We start from the raw sequence: 17,616 nt of genomic DNA, 5'->3' as shown, positions 1-17,616 counted from the left end.
AAAGAGGAGTCGGCGCAAGCCGGCTCCGACCAGATTCAAGGAGGTGTTTAAATGAAAGAAGGAGTCATGAAAACAAAATTTTTCCAATTCAGCACGATCGTCGCGTTGCTGGCTGGCGCTGTCGTCATGTCGGCCCACGCACAGCAACCGCGCAGCGGCGTCAACCTGACTGCACCCGATGCGCCGCAAGCGATGCCGCAGCATCCGCTGCTGCCGGGGGAACCGGCTTATCCGGCGCCGGGCACCTGGGGCTATGACAAGACCACCGGCAAATTCAAAAGCCCCGACATGGCGCCTGACGCCTACGGTGCGCACCCGGTGGAAGGCAGCCTGCCTTACCTGGATCTGAACCAATACGAAAAGAACGTCAAGGTCGAGAATTTCACGCCTTACGTTGCCGGCGCCGGGCACAGCTGGCAGGCCTCGTTTGACTGGAACGGCCGCCGCTATCTGTACGACTACGAAACCTGGATGTACAACCTGTTCGACATCACCGATCCGCATGACATCAAGGTGGTGCAGCAGAAGACTTTCAACACCCGCGGCGGTGAACATCAGTTCGGCCCGTTCAACGTCAAGTTCAACAAGAAGCTGAACAAGATGATCGCGGTACAGTGTTATGAAATCACACGTTACGGCCTGCTCTCCAACAAGTACACCAAGCCCGACGAAGTCAAAAATGTGCGTGCCCGGCAGATGTTGCGCGGCTTCCGCATTTTCGAAGTGACCAGCCCGCAATGGACTGACTGGAAACTGTTGTCCGAGACTTCGCTCGATCCTTATCACTCGGCGCAACAGCAGCCGCAGGAAGGTTCCGGCTGTCAGGACGTGCCGGTCTATAACGGCGATCAGTACCTGTTCGTCGCCGGTGCGCCGGACAACAGCTTCGCCAACCAGGAGTACAAGAACTATCTGTACACCGGCGGCCAACTGGCGTTCGACGTCTCCGATCCAAGTAATCCAAAACGTCTGTCGATGTGGTGGGCGCCAGGCTCGCGTCTCGGTGAAGAAGAGGAATACAAGAAAAATCCTCGCGCCGGCAACAAGACCTCGTGGATGGGTTCGCGCATGCCGCTGTTCATTCCGAAACCGGTTGAGCAGGGCGGCAAGTACGGCTATGCAGCGATGGGCGGCTTCGGCTTCTACGTGATCGACATTTCCGATCCGAAGAACATGAAGCAAGTCGCACATATCGACATGCCTGTCAGCGTGACCGGTACCGAAGGCGACAACATCGACGTCTCCAAGGTTGAGTCGACCGGCATGGTGTACTACAGCGGCTATCCGATGACCGAAGACTGCTACGAACCGCTCAAGGCGATCTACTCGATCGACGTGCGCGATCCGAAGAATCCGAAGATCGTCAACACGCTGCCGACACCGGTCCCGCCGAAGGATGCGCCATTCACCGACTTTTGCCAGCGTCGCGGCAGCTTCGGTCCTAAGCGCAGTGGTTACGCTCAGATCCAGCCAGGCACGCCAAGCCCGCGCTACATGCCGTACTCGTACTACAACGCGGGCATGCAGATGTTTGACGTGAAGGATCCGCTGAATCCGACCATCGCCGCTTACTTCGTGCCGAAGATGATCGATCCGTCGCGTCACACCAAGGATGAACAGACACAATCGATCCGTGCTCTGCCAAATCCGGTGCACAGCATTTTCGTCGAGTGGGATCGTAATCTGGTGTGGGTGTTTTCCAACCACGGTATCTACACCTTGTCGGTGCCGCTGCTGGGACAACCCGTGTTCGGCATGCCGAAGAAATAAGCGCCGGGCCTCTACCTATACGCAAGCAAACAATGCGTAGCAACCAATGAGGCGGGTGCCATCTTTTTCGATGGATGACATCCCGCCGCATGTAGTACGGATCTCTGACCGGATCCGGAGTTAAGGAAGTTCATTCTTTGTCCTTCTCTTGAGCTTGTGCCATTCAGTGTCGAAGCTGAATGGCACTTTTTTTGTCCGTTTTTTCAGGAAACCATCATGAAGTTTCGCTCCATCCTGTTCGTCACCTTGTCGCTGCCGATTCTGTTTTCACCTGTCACCGGCATGGCGGCATCGGCTGCCGAAGAAAGCTGCCGCGTCTGTCACAAGATGGACAGCAAGCTGATCGGCCCGGCCTTCAATGACGTCGCTGCGCGTTATGGCAAGGATAAGGACGCCATTGCCAAGTTGAAGCGCAGCATGCTTGACGGCAGCAGCGGCAAGTGGGGCACGATGGCCATGCCGCCCAACGCCGGGCTGACCGAGGCTGAGGCCGAGCGCTTCGCACACTGGATCATGAGTTTGAACAAGAAATAGGAAAGAAAATACGGACGTGCAATACAGCAGGGATGCGGCAGGGGATGGAGCAGCGCTGCCGGCCTGACGCAAGGTCCGGCCGGCAGGCTTGTTAGAGGGAGTTTACTTCCACAGCGAGCACTTGGATTCTGCCTTGGTAGTCCAGGCCTGTTCAGCCGGAATGGTCTGCACCACCTTGTAGTAATCCCAAGGATACTTCGATTCGGACGGCTTCTTCACTTCCATCAGGTACATGTCATGCACCATGCGGCCATCCGGACGAATGTAGCCGTTCTTGGCGAAGAAATCGTTGATCTTGGTCTTGTGCATCTGCGCGATAACCTTGTCCGGATCGTCGGTGCCGCTGGCCTTGACCGCATTCAGATACTGCGTCGTCGCTGAGTAGTCGGCGGCTTGCAGCATCGAGGGCATGCGCTTCATCTTGGCGAAGTAGCGCTTGGACCAGTCGCGGGTTTCCTGATTCATGTCCCAGTACCAGCCGTCGGTCAGATACATGCCTTGCGTGACCTGTAGCGTCAGCGCATGCACGTCGTTGATGAACATCAGCAGGCCGGCCAGCTTCATGGTCTTGTTGATGCCGAACTCGTTGGCGGCCTTGATCGAGTTGATGGTGTCGCCGCCGGCATTGGCCAGACCCAGGATCTGCGCCTTCGATGCCTGTGCCTGCAGCATGAAGGACGAGAAGTCCGACGCGCCCAGTGGATGCTTGACCGCACCCACCACCGTGCCGCCGTTGGCCTTGACGATATCGGAGGTATCTTTCTCCAGCGATGCGCCGAAGGCATAGTCGGCCGTCAGGAAGTACCAGCTCTTGCCGCCGTTCTTGACGATCGCCGAGCCGGTACCCTTGGCCAGTGCGACTGTGTCGTAGGCGTAATGGATGGTGTAGGGGGTGCATTCCTCATTGGTCAGCCGCGCAGTCGCACCGCCGACGGCGATGAAGGTTTTTTTCTTTTCACCGGCCACCTTGGCCATGGCCAGGCTGGTGCCTGAATTGGTGCCGCCGATCAGCATGTCCACGCCTTGCTGGTCGAACCACTCGCGCGCCTTGGAGGCGGCGATGTCGGCCTTGTTCTGATGGTCGGCCGTGACCAGTTCAATCTTCTTGCCGTTGACCGTGCCGCCGAAGTCGGCAATCGCCATCTTGATCGCTTCGATCCCGCCCTGACCGTCGATGTCGATATAGACGCCCGATAAGTCGGTAATGATGCCGATCTTGACCACATCCCCTGAAATCTGCGCTGCCGCCGGTGCGGCAAATCCCCCTGCAAATACGGCGGCCACGGTCGCCGCGATGGCTGTCTTGGTGACGTTCATCTGTTGCTCCTCCTGATTGGTTGTGTCTTTGATGCTGCTGTTGTTATGCCGTCTGATGGACGGTTGCTTTTTTACTGCCCGGTATGGATAAGCCGGTTGCCGCTTCTTCTACAACATACAACGGTGCTGCGCTTGCTGGTGACGCTGTTGAGGCTGGTGATGACGATAATAAGGAAATGCGTGCCGGAAGATCGGCTGCTGATGCCAGTGTTTTTTTGCTTGTCTCTGCTTTGATTCTTATTTGTTTTTTGCTTCGGTTCTTTTTCATCCCGACCGAAGCGTGCCTGAAATAGTAGTGTACGCAGAAAATCACGGTCAAGCGGTTTTTCCGCGACTGTTGCACATAAAAAAGCCGCGACGGGCGTCACGGCTTTTCAGGGATGTGGGTGGAGAGAAACCAGACTGACTGGTTTATTGATGCGTTGCCAGGCGCAAAATCCCGGAGAACTTCAGCAATTCGCTTTCTTCCACGTCGGACACCGCCCAGTAATGCATCTCGTCCGCCGTCCAGTGCACCACGTGATAGCCGCGGCTGCTCTCGGCCTTCGGCCCGGCGTCTTTGCCGTTGGCCGGCCAGATGTACAGATTGATGGGATGCTTCTGGCGGCGATAGATCAGCGCGGCGACCGGATGGCCGTCAAGATAATCCAGCCGGCCGCCTTCCAGCACAAAGCCTTGCGGCGCAAGATCGATCACTGTCGGCGCAAAATTCAGCTTGCCGTTGAACCACGGCTTCACCGTATGCTGATCGGTGGAGGCGACATCGGTCAGATGGTCGGCCTGCAGGGAACGTACATGGTTGGAGATGGCTTCCTCCGTGATGCGGTCGTCCGCCGTCGGCAGGTTGAGATACAGACCGGCGCTCCAGACCGCAACCAGCAAGGTCGCCATGGCCGTGCCAACCTGCAGCCAGCTCAGATTCGAGCTGAGACCCCAGCTCGCCGGAAAGCTTGGCAGGCTGATCCGGCGTGGCTTGTCTTGCGGCAATGTATCCGGAATATGAGCGGCAATGCGGGCGGCCAGATCCGGCGGTGCCTTGAAGTAAGCGGTTTCAGTGCGTACGCATTTGCTCAGCGCCGATTGTTCGGCGTATTCGCGCCGGCACTCCGGGCAACTGTCCAGATGGCTTTGCACGGTAAGCGTCTCTGCAATGCCGAGTTCCTGATCCACGTAGGCCGGCAGCAGTTCCATGATTTCGCTGTGTTCCATCATTCCCCCTGATTTGCCGGAGCAAGAATTTTTGCCAGCAGCTTGCGGCCACGGCCGAGACGCGACATGACCGTGCCGATCGGGATGTCGACGATGCCGGCGATTTGCTTGTACGACAGATCCTCCAGTTCACGCATGACCATGACCTCGCGAAACTCCAGCGGCAAAGCGGCAAGTCCCTGTTGCAACTGGCGTTCACTATCCTTGCGCAAGAGCAGCTTTTCCGGATTGTTGTCGCGGTAGTGCATATCGACGGCATCCGTGGTGTCGAGACTGTGAAACTCTTCATCGAAGAGCGTGTTCTGCTGCTGCGCATGGTTCTCCTGATACCAGGTGTAGAAGGTATTGCGCACGATCGTGAGCAGCCACGCGCGGGCATCGTCACCGTGAAATCCGTCAAAAAAGCGGAAAGCCCGCAGGCTGGCCTCTTGCACCAGATCTTCTGCATCGTGCCGGCTGCGTGTCAGCCAGCAGGCCAGGTTGAATGCCGAGTTCAGATGCGGCATCACCAGCATGTGAAATCGTCGGTTCTTTATCGGGTCGGTCATGCACGCGTGTCCATGGTTATGAAGACGAGACTGGAAATACCTTGTTTTTATTCCCGATAACGTGAAAAAAATAATGGGAATAAATCCTTCGCGTCGCCGGTTCAGGTCGATATCGATCAGGGGATCGGTGCAACCTTGGAGGACGTCATGGGCAACGATAGTAACAATGATACGAATAATGATATGAACAATGGCATAAACAATGATCCCGGCAACGGGGTCGACAGGCGCGGCTTTCTTCGTCTGGCCGGACTCGGCGGCGTCATCTTTGCGTCAGGCTTGAGCGGATGGGCGGCAGCGGCGGACAGCATGGGCGTTGCCGGAGCGGAAGATTTCTTCTTCGTGCAGCTGTCGGATACGCACTGGGGCTTTGAGGGTGACGTCAATCCCGACGCCAAAGGCACCTTGCAGAAGGCCGTTGCTACCGTGAACGGCCTGGAGCAGGTGCCGGATTTCATCGTCTTCACCGGCGACCTGACGCACACCACGGACGACCCGCGTGAGCGCCGCCAGCGGCTGGCGCAGTTCCGCGACATCGTCGCGGCGCTCAAGGTGAAGACGGTGTACTACATGCCGGGTGAGCACGATGCCGCGCTGGACAACGGCAAGGCGTATCAGGAATTCTTCGGCAAGACGCATTACACCTTCGACCACAAGGGCGTGCATTTCATCGTGCTCGACAATGTCACCGATCCGGCTGCACGCATCGGTGACGAACAGCTGGCCTGGCTGGCTGCCGATCTCAAGCAACAACCGGCCGACGCACGTATCGTGGTGTTCACACATCGCCCGCTGTTTGACCTGTATCCGCAATGGGACTGGGCCACGCGCGACGGCGCCAAGGCGGTGGAGCTGTTGATGCCGTACTCCAACGTCACCGTGTTCTACGGTCACATCCATCAAGAAAACCATCACATGACCGGCCACATCGCGCATCACTCTGCGAAGTCGCTGATTTTCCCGCTGCCGGCGCCGGGATCGCAGCCCAAGCGCACACCGCTGGCCTGGGATGCCGCGCATCCGTATCAGGGACTTGGCGTGCGGACGGTCAAGCCGGAGCCGCGTCCGCGCAACACCGAATACACCCTGAACGAACTTGCCGTAGGAGCAGCGAAATCATGAGTGTGAATACAAACGATAAGAAAGTCGACGCGAAGCGACGTCTGCTGCTGGCCGGTTGCGCGGCAGGCGGACTGGGCGTGATGGCGATTGCAGTGGCTCAGCCGAAGGATCGCGTCATCAAAGTAACGGCCAAGCGATTCGATTTTTCACCCAGCGTCATCCCGCTGAAAAGAGGTGTTCCGGTGATCCTGGAGCTAACCAGTCTCGATATCCCGATGGGCTTCAATGCACCGGACTTTGGCGTACGTGCGGACATGGTGCCGGGCAAGGTCGCGAAGCTGCGGTTCATCCCGGATAAGACCGGCGAATTCACCTTTTACTGCGACATCTTCTGCGGCTCCGGCCATGAAAGCATGTCGGGTTCGCTGGTTGTAACCTGAACGCTATTCACAAAAAAAGCCGTGAAGCGATTCACGGCTTTTTCGTAGAGCGATGTAGGTTCAGAGCTTCACGGGTTTGCGATACCAGATGAAGTAGATCACGCTCAGCAAGGCCACGAAGGGAATGCCCGACAGCAGCGTTGCCTTGAACTCATCGGTGAAATACGTCGTCACCATGATTGCCACCATCAACAGCGCACCCAATAAAGTCAGACCCGGAAAACCCCACATGCGGAACGCCAGCGGCCGGCCGCCTTCCTTGCTCCAGCGGCGGCGGAAGCAGAAGTGCGTCACGAAGATCATCAGCCAGGTGAACATCGCACCAAACATCGATACCGACATCATCAGCGTGAACGACGCTTTCGGATACAGCACGCTCAATGCGGTCGCGATGGCGATGCCGATACACGACAGGCCCAGCGCCCGCACCGGCACGCCGCGCTTGCTGACCTTGCCGAACTGCGGCGAGGCGTAACCGGCGCGCGACAGGCTGAACATCATGCGGGTAGTGATGTAGAGCTGGCTATTCATGGCCGACAAGGCGGCGATCAGCACCACGAAGTTGATGATGCCGGGCGCGCCTGCGACATGGATCGCTTCCATCACCAGCACGAACGGACTCTTGTCGGTACCGGCCGACGACCACGGCAGGATCGCCAGCATCAGCGCCAGGGTCAGCAGATAGAAAATCACCAGACGGAACATCGCAGCGCGGAAGGCGTGCGTGATGGCCTTTTCAGGCTCCTTGGCTTCGCCGGCGGCGACGGCGATCATTTCAATGCTGAGGTAGCTGAAGATCGACACGATCACTGCCACCCAGGTGCCCCAATAACCTTTGGGGAAGAAGCCCCCGTGCGCCACATAATTCTTGAAACCGATAGGGCCGTCGACTGGTGCGCCGTAGACGATGTACGCGCCCAGCAGGATGAAGCCGACGATGGCGACGATCTTGATCATCGAGAACCAGTATTCGATGAAGCCGAAGATGTTCACGCTCAGCGCATTGACGACGATCAGTGCGCCCGAGAACAGCACGATCCACAACCACGCCGGCGAACCGGGAAACCAGTACTGCATGTACAGCGCCACCGCCGTGACTTCGGTGCCGACGGCCAGCACGATCGACGCCCAGTAGGCATAGCGCACCATGAAGCCGGCCCAGGGGCTGACGTAATAGCCGGCATAGGCGCCGAACGATCCCGAGGTCGGATGCGCCACCGTCATCTCGGCCAGGCACCCCATCAGCAGCAGAGCGATGACGGCACCGACGGCATAGCTGATGAGAACGCTGGGACCGGCAAAACCGATCGCAAAACCGCTGCCGAGAAACAGGCCGGTGCCGATGGCGCCGCCAATGGCGATCATCGACATCTGGGCGCTGCTCAAACTACGTTGCAACCCCTTTTCCTGATCGACAATTCCTTGAAAATGGTCGCTGCTATGCTGCATGTCTTCCTCCTGAAGGTATTCTTGTGTGGCTGGAAAACCGTGCACCAGCCACTTTTATTTGCGCAGCATTATGCACTGCGCTTGTCATGCCGAAGTAAAAATCAAATGCCGAAGAACCTGCGCGCATTACCCGCCAACAGCTGGGCATGCGTGGCTGCGCTGAAGCGGGTGTCGCGGATCAGCTGGCCGACCTGTTGCTCGCCCAGCGGATAGGGATAATCCGAACCCAGCATCACGCGCTCTTCGCCCATGATGTCGACCAGCAGCTCCAGCGCGCGGCTGTCGAACACGGCCGAGTCGACGTGGAAACGATCGACGTAGGACGACGGCAGATTGGGGCAGTCCTCGCGGATGATGTCGCGCTCGCGCCAGGCGTTGTCGACGCGGCCCAGCAGGAAGGCGAAGCTGCCGCCACCATGGGCGAAGCAGATCTTCAGCGATGTCGGCAGGCGTTCGAAAGCGCCGGATAGAATCAGCGACAAAATACCGAGCTGGGTTTCCGCCGGCATGGCGACCAGCCACGGCAGCATCCATTTTTTCATGCGCTGCTCGCCGCCCATCATGTCCCAGGGATGCACCAGCAATGGGATATCTTCATTGGCGCAATGCGTCAGGAAGGTCAGCATGTCGGCGTCGTCCAGATCCTTGCTGCCGAGGTGATTGCCGATCTGCACGCCGATGTGGCCGATGCTTTTGGCGCGCGAGGCTTCCAGGCAGGCGGCGTCGATGTTTTGCAGCGGCACCTGTGCGAGCGTCTTCAGACGCTTGGGGTCATGCGCGCACAGTTCGATGGCGTAGTCGTTCATGCGCTGCGCCCACGGCAAGGCTTGTTCCACCGGATAGCTGTAGCCGAACATCACCGGCGTGGCGCACATGATCTGCAGGTCGACGCCGGCCTTGTCCATTTCAGCAATGCGGCGCGCCGGATCCCACAGCGCGGAATACACCGGACGGAAAGGCTTGCTGCCGGTCATGATCATGCCGTGTTCGTTGTCCTTGACTTGCAGCCAGGGCGCAGCGTGCGGATCGAGTGCGGCGGCTTCGGCCTGGGTAATCGGCGGGAAAAAGTGCGAGTGAATGTCGATCACTTGCGGTTGTGTATTGCTCAAGGTTTCGCCCCTTGTTGTGTTGTTGACGATGGCAGCATGGCGCCATGCGCGTGCTTGCCCGGATGCGTGGCGCCGCAGTGCTTGCACAGGCGCAGGCCGGCGTCGCCGTAGAAGCGCTCGAACAGCGGCGGCAGATCGGCCACGATGCTCTTCAATTGCACCTCGACGCGATACACCAGGTGATTACATTGCAGGCAATACCACTCAAAACCATCGGTCACGCCTTCCGGGCGCTGACGCTCGATGACCATGCAGCGGCTTTCCGGCTCGGGACGCTGCGGCGAATGGCGTACATGCGGCGGCAGCAGAAAGATGTCGCCTTCCTTGAGATCGACGCGTTCCACCTTGCCGTTATCCATGATGTTCAGGTAGGCATTGCCCTTGAACTGGTAGAAGAATTCTTCCAGCGGATCGTCATGGAAATCGGTGCGCTGGTTCGGCCCGCCGACTACCGTCACGATAAAGTCGGCGTCTTGCCAGACTTGCTGGTTGCCGACCGGCGGCTTGAGGCGATCTGCGTGATCGTCCAGCCATTTTTTAAAATTCAGCGGCATGCCATAAGTAAACATGCTGTCTCCTCAATAGTTATTTTGGTTTGTAGGCAATCGCCTTGATTTCGATGAGCAAGTGCGGGTGCGGCAATTGATGGACCGCCACCGTCGTGCGTGTGGGGCCATCGTAATCGAAGTATTCCCCGTATACCTCGTTATAACCGCCGAAGTCGTTCATGTTGACGAGGAAAGTCGAGATTTCAACGACATCCGACAACTCGGCGCCGACGCTGTGCAGGATGCCGCGGATATTCTCGATGACGGCGCGTGTCTGCTCCTTGATGTCGAGTCGGGTGGTCCCCATCTCGTCGACTTCCACGCCTTCGAAACTGTTGTCAGGGCGGCGCGAGCTGGTACCTGAAACGAACAGGAAATCGCCGGCGCGTTTGACGTGCGGGAATTTTCCGCGCGGCAGCGCCTTGCCTTCGACCAGCTTGGCCTGGGTGTTGAGGGTGAGTTGATTCATCATTGTTTCCCGGTAAAAAATTCGACGCGGCCCAGACCGCCAATGTCGGTGCTGACATGCAAACCGGGGCGCAGGGCTTCAGCCGCCGTCGCCGCTCCGGCCATGATCAGCGAGCCGGCCGGCAGCGACATCTCTGCCGTGGCAAGCAATTGCGATGCCTGCACGATGCTGCGCAGCGGATTGCCGAGGATGGCGCCGGTGCTGCCGAGCTGGATCGCATGGCCGTTGAAACGCATGGCGACGCCGCGGTTGCTCAGCGAACGCAAGTCGCGCACGTCGTCGGAAAACGCGCCGACGATCAGGCCGGCGGACGAGCAGTTGTCGGCCACCACGTCTTCCAGCGTGAACTTGAAGTTGCGATAGCGCGAGTCGATGATTTCCATCGCAGGGGCCACGGCTTCGAGATAGTTGCCGGCTTCAAGCAGCGTCAGGGGACGATCAATCACTTTGCTGGTGAGGAAGCAGACTTCCGGCTCGACGCGCGGATGAATGAAGTCGCCGAGGTCAACTACACCGCCTTCTTCACGCAGCATGGCATCGGTCAGCAGGCCCCAGATCAGGCTGTCGACGCCCATCTGGATCATCTTGGCGCGGCTGGTGAAGCCGAGCTTGATGCCGATCGGTTTCTCGCCGCGTGCATGGCGCTGGGCGATCGAGGCGCGTTGAATGTGGTAGGCCTGATCCAGCGAGAAGGCATGCTTGGGCGTCAGCGGATCGACTTCATGGCGATCGCGCGCGGCAGCGTCCAGCGTAGTCGCCAGCGCTTGCAGACTGGCCGCGCTCATGCCGCCACCTTAGCGGTTTTGCGTTGTTCCAGCAGGTCCAGCGCGACGTCGACGATCATGTCTTCCTGACCGCCGACCATGCGGCGGCGGCCCAGTTCAACCAGGATGTCGACGGCAGCGATGCCGTAGCGTTTCGCCGCCGCTTCCGCGTGACGCAGGAAGCTGGAATACACACCGGCATAACCGAGCGCCAGCGTCTCGCGATCCACGCGCACCGGACGGTCTTGCAGCGGGCGCACCAGATCGTCGGCGGCGTTCATCAGCGTGAACAATTCGGTGCCGTGCTGGTAGCCAAGGCGGTCGATGGCGGCGATGAATACTTCCAGCGGTGCATTCCCCGCGCCTGCGCCCATGCCGGCCAGCGAAGCATCGACACGGTCGCAGCCATGTTCCACCGCGACGATGGAATTGGCCACGCCCAGCGACAGATTGTGATGCGCGTGCATGCCGGTTTCGGTTTCGGGTTTGAGCGTGTCCTTGAATGCCTTGAAGCGGTCGGCGACGTCGCGCATCGACAGCGCGCCGCCGGAGTCGACCACGTACACGCACTGCGCGCCGTAGGATTCCATCAGTTTGGCTTGCTGCGCCAAGGCGGCGGGCGTCGTCATGTGCGACATCATCAGGAATCCGACCGTATCCATGCCCAGTTTGCGTGCATGTTCGATGTGCTGTTTCGAGACGTCTGCTTCCGTGCAGTGCGTCGCCACGCGCACGGTGCGCGCGCCGGCCGAATACGCGGCGTCGAGGTCGTGCACGGTGCCAATGCCGGGAATCAGCAAGGTCGCCACACGTGCATGTTGCAGCACGCCGGCCACGGCCTCGATCCACTCCAGATCGGTGTGCGCGCCGAAGCCGTAGTTGAAGCTCGATCCGCACAGGCCGTCGCCGTGGGCGACTTCGATGCTGTCGACTTTGGCGGCGTCGAGTTCTTTGGCGATGGCGACCGCGTGTTCCAGCGAATACTGATGGCGGATGGCGTGCATGCCGTCGCGCAGCGTGACGTCGGAGATGTGGATTTTCTTGTCGGTTTGCATGAGCGTAATTTCCTTAATTCGCCAGACGCGCGGCGATGTTCTCGGCGGCGGCCATGGCGGCCGAGGTCATGATGTCGAGGTTGCCGGCGTAGGCGGGGAGGTAATGCGCCGCGCCTTCCACTTCGAGGAACACCGATACCTTGAGACCGCCGACTTTGCCGAGACCCGGGATGTTGATCGGCTGATCGGCCGGGATGCGATCGAATTGCACCTGTTGCTTCAGACGATAGCCGGGCACATAGGCGGCGACGTCGGCCACCATCTTTTCGATGGAGGCACGGATATCGTCTTCATTGGCGCTGGCGTCTGCCAGGCAGAACACGGTGTCGCGCATGATCAGCGGCGGCTCGGCCGGATTCATGATGATGATGGCCTTGCCGCGTGCGGCGCCGCCGACGCTGACGATGGCCTTCGAGGTAGTCTCGGTGAATTCATCGATGTTGGCGCGCGTGCCGGGGCCGGCGGATTTGCTGGCGATGGACGCCACGATCTCGGCGTAATGCACGGTCGCTACACGCGATACGGCGCGCACCACGGGGATGGTCGCCTGGCCGCCGCAGGTGACCATGTTGATGTTGGGGCTGTCGAGATGTTCTTGCAGATTGACCACCGGGATCACGTAAGGGCCGATGGCGGCCGGCGTCAGGTCGATGACCTGGATGCCGTGTTCTTGCAGGATGCGGTTGTGTTCGGCGTGCGCGCCGGCGGAGGTGGCGTCGAACGCGATCTTGATCTTGCCGAAACCCGGCAATCTGGTCAGTCCCTGCACGCCTTCGTGGGTGGTCGTCACGCCCATGCGGGCGGCGCGCGCCAGACCGTCGGAAGACGGATCGATGCCGACCATGGCGCCCATGTTCAGATGCTTTGAATTGCGCAAGACCTTGATCATCAGGTCGGTGCCGATATTGCCGGAACCGATGATGGCGACGTCGACGCGCTGCGTGTTTTCTGTGCTCATGCTGCTTCCTTAAATGTTGCCGTTATTCCGAAAAGAGCGCGCTGACGCGGCCGAGTCCTTCGATCTGCGCATCGAACACGTCGCCGGCGGCGGCCACCACCATCGGGCCGAGCGCGCCGGTCATGATGATGTCGCCCGGCTGCAGCGGATTACCCACGCGCGCCATGACGTCGGCCAGCCAGACGGCGGCATTGAGCGGGTTGCCGAGGCAGGCGGCGCCGGCGCCGATCGACACCTGATCGCCGCGGCGTTCCATCAGCATGCCGCAGTTGACGATGTCGAAATCAGCCAGCTTGACCGGACGCGAGCCGAGCACGAACAGTCCGCTGGAGGCGTTGTCGGCAATCGTGTCGGTCAGGCGGATGTCCCAGCCGGCGACGCGGCTGCCGACGATTTCCAGCGCCGGCAGGGCGTAGGCGGTGGCGTTGATGATGTCGGCTATGGTGTGCTTGGCGTGGTTCAGCGGACGTTCGATGACGAGCGCGATTTCCGCTTCGATCTTGGGTTGCAGGATGCGCGTGATGTCGATGGCTTCGCCGTCGGCCACGCACATGTCGGCAAACAGCATGCCGAAGTCGGGTTGATCGACGCCGAGTTGTTTTTGCACGGCCTTGGAGGTCAGGCCGATCTTGCGGCCGACCAGGCGGCGGCCCTGGGCGATCCAGCGGTCGGTATTGCGTTGCTGAATGGCGTAGGCGGCATCAACGTCGCTGGTGCCGATCAGATCGCGCACGGGATCGCAGGGCTGCGCAGCTGCATGCGCTTGCCACAGGCGTTCTGCGGCTTGTTCGATTACGTTTGTCATAGAGCAGTCCTCAGGATTGGACGAAGGAAAATTCGATTTCGACTGTCGCGCCCAGCGGCAACGCGACAACGCCGACGGTAGTGCGCGCCGGCGGGATGACGTCGGCAGTGAAAATTTCTTCCCACGCGGCGTTGATCTCGGCGAAGGCCTCGAAGCGCGTAGTGAAGATGCGCGCAATCAGCAGGTCGTCCAGCGTGACATCGTAGTCAGGCATGGCCTTCTTCAGGTTGGCGAGGATGACGCGTGTCTCCGCGGCCGGGCCGCCTTCAGCAAGCTTGCCGGTGGCGGCGTCGAGCGCCACCATGCCGGACACTTGCACCACCGGGCCGATCTGTACGCAGGGGCTGTAGCGGAAGCGCGGTGCGGGAATGGCGTCGGACTGGATGCAGACGCGGTTGTTCTTGATCGTGTTCATCCCGGCCTCGCTCACAGCTTGATGCAGATGTTGGTGACTTCCGAGTAGAAGTCCAGGGAATAGCGGCCGCCTTCGCGTCCCAGTCCCGATTGCTTGACGCCGCCGAAGGGCGTGCGCAAGTCGCGCAGATACCAGGTGTTGACCCACACCAGTCCGGCTTCGATCTGCGGCGCAACGCGATGCGCGCGCTTGAGGTCGGAGGTCCAGATGGCGCAGGCGAGGCCGTAGTCGCTGTCGTTGATGCGACCGATGACTTCGTCTTCTTGGTCGAACGGCGCGATGTGGCAGACCGGGCCGAAGATTTCTTCCGTCACACAGCGCGCGTCGTCGGGCAGGCCGGTCCAGATGGTCGGCTGCACGTAGGCGCCGTCGTCACGCTCGTCGTTGAACGTCGGCATGCCGCCGCCGGCCACCACGGTCGCGCCTTCTTCCACCGCGAGGCGGTAATAGGACAGCACCTTGTCGCGGTGACCATGCGAGATCAGCGGGCCCATGTCGACGTTGTCTTCAGCGGGATAGCCGATTTTCAGCGCTTGTGTCTTCTCTTTCATCGCGGCGACAAAGCGATCGAAGATAGTACGTTCGACATAGACGCGTTCCGAGCACAGGCAGACCTGGCCGGAGTTGGTGAAGGACGAGCGCATCACGCCGGCGACGGCGGCATCGAAGTCGGCGTCGGCGAAGACGACGGCAGCGTTTTTTCCGCCCAGCTCGAAGGAGACTTCCTTCATGCCGTCGGCGACTGCCTTCATGATGGTGCTGCCGGTTTTCGATTCGCCGGTGAAGGTGATGGCGTCGATGTCCGGATGGCGCGTCAGAAATTCACCGGCCGAGTTGCCGCCGAAGCCGTGGATCAGATTGAATACGCCAGGCGGCACGCCTGCGTCGCGGATGACTTCCGCCAGCAGCGTGGCGGAGGAGGGTGATTCTTCCGATGGTTTGGCGACGACGGTGTTGCCGCAAGCCAGTGCGGGTGCGACTTTCCAGGTGAACAGCAGCAGCGGCAGATTCCACGGCGAGATGATGCCGACCACGCCCAGCGGCTTGCGCACGGTGTAGTTGAGGGCGCCGAGACCGTCCGCGCTTTCGCTCTGGAACAGATCGGTGTTGGCGGTCTTGACCAGATCGGCGAAGGTGCGGAAATTGGTGATGCCGCGTGCGACGTCAAGCGTACGCGCCTGATGCACCGGACGACCGGTGTCTGCAACTTCGGCCGCGACGAATTCGTCGAAGCGCGCCTGGATGCCGTCGGCGATCTTGTGCAGCATGGCTGCGCGTTCGGATACGGTCATGCGGCCCCATGGGCCATGTAATGCCGCTTGCGCGGCCTTGACGGCGGCATCGACATGGTTCGCATCGGCTTCGCAGACGTCGGCGATGTGCTTGCCGTCGACCGGCGAAATGTTGCGGAAGGTCTTGGTGCTGGCGACAAATTCGCCATTGATGAAGTGTTTTAACTGCGGCCGCGATTGTGGACGTGGCGGTGCAGATGATGTCGAACTCAAAGAACTCACGAGCAGGTCTCCCGATATAAAAGCGTATCGAACCGGCAGCCGAAGTTGTCGTGACGATCCCGTCTCCTTGTTCTGATGAAAAGGTGAAGTTGGACGTGCGGATGACTTCTATCTACTTGTTTTTGCGCCGGTTTTTATTGTGGTTTGACCGTTTGCGCAGGCTAGCCGGATCACTTGTTGAGGCTAGTATAGGGAGAGCCAGATATGAAACATAATGAAAAAACAGGACTTTAGTATTCCATGAATTTATGGCTGAGAGGCGTGTCCCGACTAGCGCTTATCTGTAGATAACGCACGTCAAATATGATCTATTTACATTGATTTCACCCGGTAGGCCGGGTGCATCAGGTCGCACCCGGCACGGCGTAGAAGCCGTTTTGGGGGAGATTCAATACTCGGCGGCGGTCTCTTTGAGGCACTTGATAAATGCCTGCGCGGCGGGTGTCGGTTCACGGTCGGTACGGATGGAATAGCCGATATCGCCGAAGTCGCCAAGGTCGCCCAGTTCGAGGATGGAGAGCAGGTTGAGATTGGCGAAATGCTGGGCAACCGCACGTGGCATCAGCGAGATCGAAGGCGAATCCTGCATCAGGCCGATATTGGTCAGCACCGACAGCGATTCCACCACATTGGTCGGAATGCTGAGACCGGCATCGAGAAACAGATGTTCGGCCGTCAGTCGCGCCGGCGACACTTGCAGTGGGAAGATCCACGGCCAGTCCAGCAGGTCGGACAACTGGATGTCGATGCGTTTGGCCAGCGGATGCTTGCAGCCGACTACGGCGCACAGCGCCTCGCGATACAGCACGCTGTGTTCAAACGCGTACATGCGCGCCAGCGGCAGGTCGCGTTCCGGCAAGCGCCCGACGACGATATCCAGTTCGCCGGTGGCCAGCGCGGGGAACAGCTGATCGGTCGGGCCGTCGCGCACGGTCACCAGTACGCCGGGACGTTGCTGCTTGAGGCGCGTGATCGCCTGCGGCAGCAGACGTGCCGACGCCGAGATCACGGTGCCGATGATGACGTGGCCGCTGTCACCGGTGCGGAAGGTATTGAGTTCGTCGGTCAGATAGCGCAGTTCGGCGATGACGGTCTTGACGCGCGTACCGAGCAGCGTGCCGTAGCAGGTCGGCGTCACGCCGCGATTGGTGCGCTCAAACAGCGGCACGTCGAGGTCGGCTTCCAGTTCCTGAATAGCCTTGGTGACGGCGGGCTGGGTCAGATTGAGTTCGCGCGCGGCGCGGGCGATCGAGGACGAACTGAGCACGCGTTCAAAAATCAGCAGCGGCTTCAGCTTGAGGCGGCGCAGCATGACGTCGGTTAACGGAATATTGGCGCGCGGATTGCCGGCACCGCTGGTCTTTGCATCGGACATCGTTGTCTCCCTGCCGGTGCACTAGCGCGTTGTCCCGGGCAGTTTTATCGGTTACTCGGCATTCCGGCGGAATGCTCGGCCACCGGTCATGCAAGAGGTATGCCATTGCGGCACAGCCTGTCATTGTCTGCCGGTGAATTTAGTCGGGACAGTTTACTGTATTCGCGGCACATGCCCGCTATAAAAAATGTAAGGACGGAATTGTAAGGACGAAATGAGCGAACGTTGTTCGTCGCTGCGAATCATGACGTTTTGATACGTCCGTCGTCCTGGCG

19 protein-coding genes are annotated in these 17,616 nt (G+C 59.8%); 4 read left to right on the top strand and 15 right to left on the bottom strand.

What is annotated here, in order from left to right:
* Positions 1 to 66: 66 nt before the first annotated feature.
* Positions 67 to 1,770 (top strand): LVIVD repeat-containing protein, encoded by a 1,704-nt coding sequence (locus tag hmeg3_RS19625; protein WP_094566465.1) that lies wholly within the window; start codon positions 67 to 69, stop codon positions 1,768 to 1,770.
* Between the two features lie 216 nt (positions 1,771 to 1,986).
* A complete protein-coding gene (locus hmeg3_RS19620; protein WP_094565225.1) occupies positions 1,987 to 2,304 on the top strand; it encodes a c-type cytochrome in 318 nt (105 codons plus the stop codon).
* Between the two features lie 102 nt (positions 2,305 to 2,406).
* Here the strand turns inward: hmeg3_RS19620 and hmeg3_RS19615 are convergent, their stop codons facing one another.
* The 4 genes from hmeg3_RS19615 to hmeg3_RS19605 form a co-directional block, all read right to left on the bottom strand.
* Positions 2,407 to 3,621, bottom strand: a complete 1,215-nt coding sequence (locus tag hmeg3_RS19615; RefSeq protein ID WP_094565224.1) for an ABC transporter substrate-binding protein — start codon at positions 3,619 to 3,621, stop codon at positions 2,407 to 2,409.
* Between the two features lie 71 nt (positions 3,622 to 3,692).
* The gene (locus hmeg3_RS24820) at positions 3,693 to 3,989 is read right to left on the bottom strand and encodes a hypothetical protein (protein WP_157739313.1); all 297 of its coding nucleotides are present in this window, start codon (positions 3,987 to 3,989) and stop codon (positions 3,693 to 3,695) included.
* Positions 3,990 to 4,032: 43 nt separating this feature from the next.
* Positions 4,033 to 4,830, bottom strand: coding sequence for an anti-sigma factor (locus hmeg3_RS19610; RefSeq protein WP_094566464.1), 798 nt, complete (start codon positions 4,828 to 4,830; stop codon positions 4,033 to 4,035).
* Positions 4,830 to 5,378, bottom strand: a complete 549-nt coding sequence (locus hmeg3_RS19605; protein ID WP_094565223.1) for a sigma-70 family RNA polymerase sigma factor — start codon at positions 5,376 to 5,378, stop codon at positions 4,830 to 4,832. Before hmeg3_RS19605 ends, hmeg3_RS19610 begins: the two co-directional genes overlap by 1 nt.
* A gap of 183 nt (positions 5,379 to 5,561) precedes the next feature.
* Between hmeg3_RS19605 and hmeg3_RS19600 the strand changes: the two genes are divergently transcribed.
* Both hmeg3_RS19600 and hmeg3_RS19595 read left to right on the top strand, forming a co-directional pair.
* Positions 5,562 to 6,500 (top strand): metallophosphoesterase, encoded by a 939-nt coding sequence (locus hmeg3_RS19600; protein WP_094566463.1) that lies wholly within the window; start codon positions 5,562 to 5,564, stop codon positions 6,498 to 6,500.
* Positions 6,497 to 6,880, top strand: coding sequence for a cupredoxin domain-containing protein (locus hmeg3_RS19595; protein ID WP_094565222.1), 384 nt, complete (start codon positions 6,497 to 6,499; stop codon positions 6,878 to 6,880). The genes hmeg3_RS19600 and hmeg3_RS19595 overlap by 4 nt, the downstream gene beginning before the upstream one ends.
* Before the next feature lie 60 nt (positions 6,881 to 6,940).
* Here the strand turns inward: hmeg3_RS19595 and hmeg3_RS19590 are convergent, their stop codons facing one another.
* The 11 genes from hmeg3_RS19590 to hmeg3_RS19540 all read right to left on the bottom strand — a co-directional run bounded on the left by hmeg3_RS19590 (position 6,941) and on the right by hmeg3_RS19540 (position 17,341).
* Positions 6,941 to 8,329, bottom strand: coding sequence for an amino acid permease (locus hmeg3_RS19590; protein ID WP_094565221.1), 1,389 nt, complete (start codon positions 8,327 to 8,329; stop codon positions 6,941 to 6,943).
* 101 nt (positions 8,330 to 8,430) lie between these two features.
* Positions 8,431 to 9,438, bottom strand: a complete 1,008-nt coding sequence (locus tag hmeg3_RS19585) for an amidohydrolase family protein (RefSeq protein ID WP_232511741.1) — start codon at positions 9,436 to 9,438, stop codon at positions 8,431 to 8,433.
* Positions 9,435 to 10,007, bottom strand: coding sequence for a 3-hydroxyanthranilate 3,4-dioxygenase (locus hmeg3_RS19580; RefSeq protein ID WP_094565220.1), 573 nt, complete (start codon positions 10,005 to 10,007; stop codon positions 9,435 to 9,437). Before hmeg3_RS19580 ends, hmeg3_RS19585 begins: the two co-directional genes overlap by 4 nt.
* Before the next feature lie 16 nt (positions 10,008 to 10,023).
* The gene (locus tag hmeg3_RS19575) at positions 10,024 to 10,455 is read right to left on the bottom strand and encodes a RidA family protein (RefSeq protein ID WP_094565219.1); all 432 of its coding nucleotides are present in this window, start codon (positions 10,453 to 10,455) and stop codon (positions 10,024 to 10,026) included.
* Positions 10,455 to 11,240 carry a 2-keto-4-pentenoate hydratase gene (locus hmeg3_RS19570; RefSeq protein WP_094565218.1) on the bottom strand — a complete coding sequence of 262 codons (786 nt, stop codon included), beginning with the start codon at positions 11,238 to 11,240 and terminating at the stop codon, positions 10,455 to 10,457. The genes hmeg3_RS19575 and hmeg3_RS19570 overlap by 1 nt, the downstream gene beginning before the upstream one ends.
* Entirely contained in the window at positions 11,237 to 12,274 is a 1,038-nt protein-coding gene (dmpG, locus tag hmeg3_RS19565) for a 4-hydroxy-2-oxovalerate aldolase (RefSeq protein ID WP_094565217.1), read from the bottom strand. The genes hmeg3_RS19570 and dmpG overlap by 4 nt, the downstream gene beginning before the upstream one ends.
* A 13-nt stretch (positions 12,275 to 12,287) precedes the next feature.
* Positions 12,288 to 13,232, bottom strand: a complete 945-nt coding sequence (locus hmeg3_RS19560) for an acetaldehyde dehydrogenase (acetylating) (RefSeq protein WP_094565216.1) — start codon at positions 13,230 to 13,232, stop codon at positions 12,288 to 12,290.
* 22 nt (positions 13,233 to 13,254) lie between these two features.
* The gene (gene mhpD / locus hmeg3_RS19555) at positions 13,255 to 14,037 is read right to left on the bottom strand and encodes a 2-keto-4-pentenoate hydratase (protein ID WP_094565215.1); all 783 of its coding nucleotides are present in this window, start codon (positions 14,035 to 14,037) and stop codon (positions 13,255 to 13,257) included.
* A gap of 10 nt (positions 14,038 to 14,047) precedes the next feature.
* A complete protein-coding gene (locus hmeg3_RS19550; RefSeq protein WP_094565214.1) occupies positions 14,048 to 14,452 on the bottom strand; it encodes a RidA family protein in 405 nt (134 codons plus the stop codon).
* Between the two features lie 11 nt (positions 14,453 to 14,463).
* Positions 14,464 to 15,957: a 2-hydroxymuconic semialdehyde dehydrogenase gene (locus hmeg3_RS19545; protein ID WP_094565213.1), complete on the bottom strand. Its 1,494-nt coding sequence runs from the start codon at positions 15,955 to 15,957 to the stop codon at positions 14,464 to 14,466.
* Positions 15,958 to 16,354: 397 nt separating this feature from the next.
* On the bottom strand, positions 16,355 to 17,341 hold the full coding sequence (locus hmeg3_RS19540) for a LysR substrate-binding domain-containing protein (protein WP_094565212.1): 987 nt from the start codon (positions 17,339 to 17,341) through the stop codon (positions 16,355 to 16,357).
* Positions 17,342 to 17,616: the final 275 nt, after the last annotated feature.

Origin of the sequence: Herbaspirillum sp. meg3 (assembly GCF_002257565.1) — a bacterium.
Lineage (GTDB): Bacteria > Pseudomonadota > Gammaproteobacteria > Burkholderiales > Burkholderiaceae_D > Herbaspirillum.
This window is presented reverse-complemented; position numbering and strand designations above follow the sequence as displayed.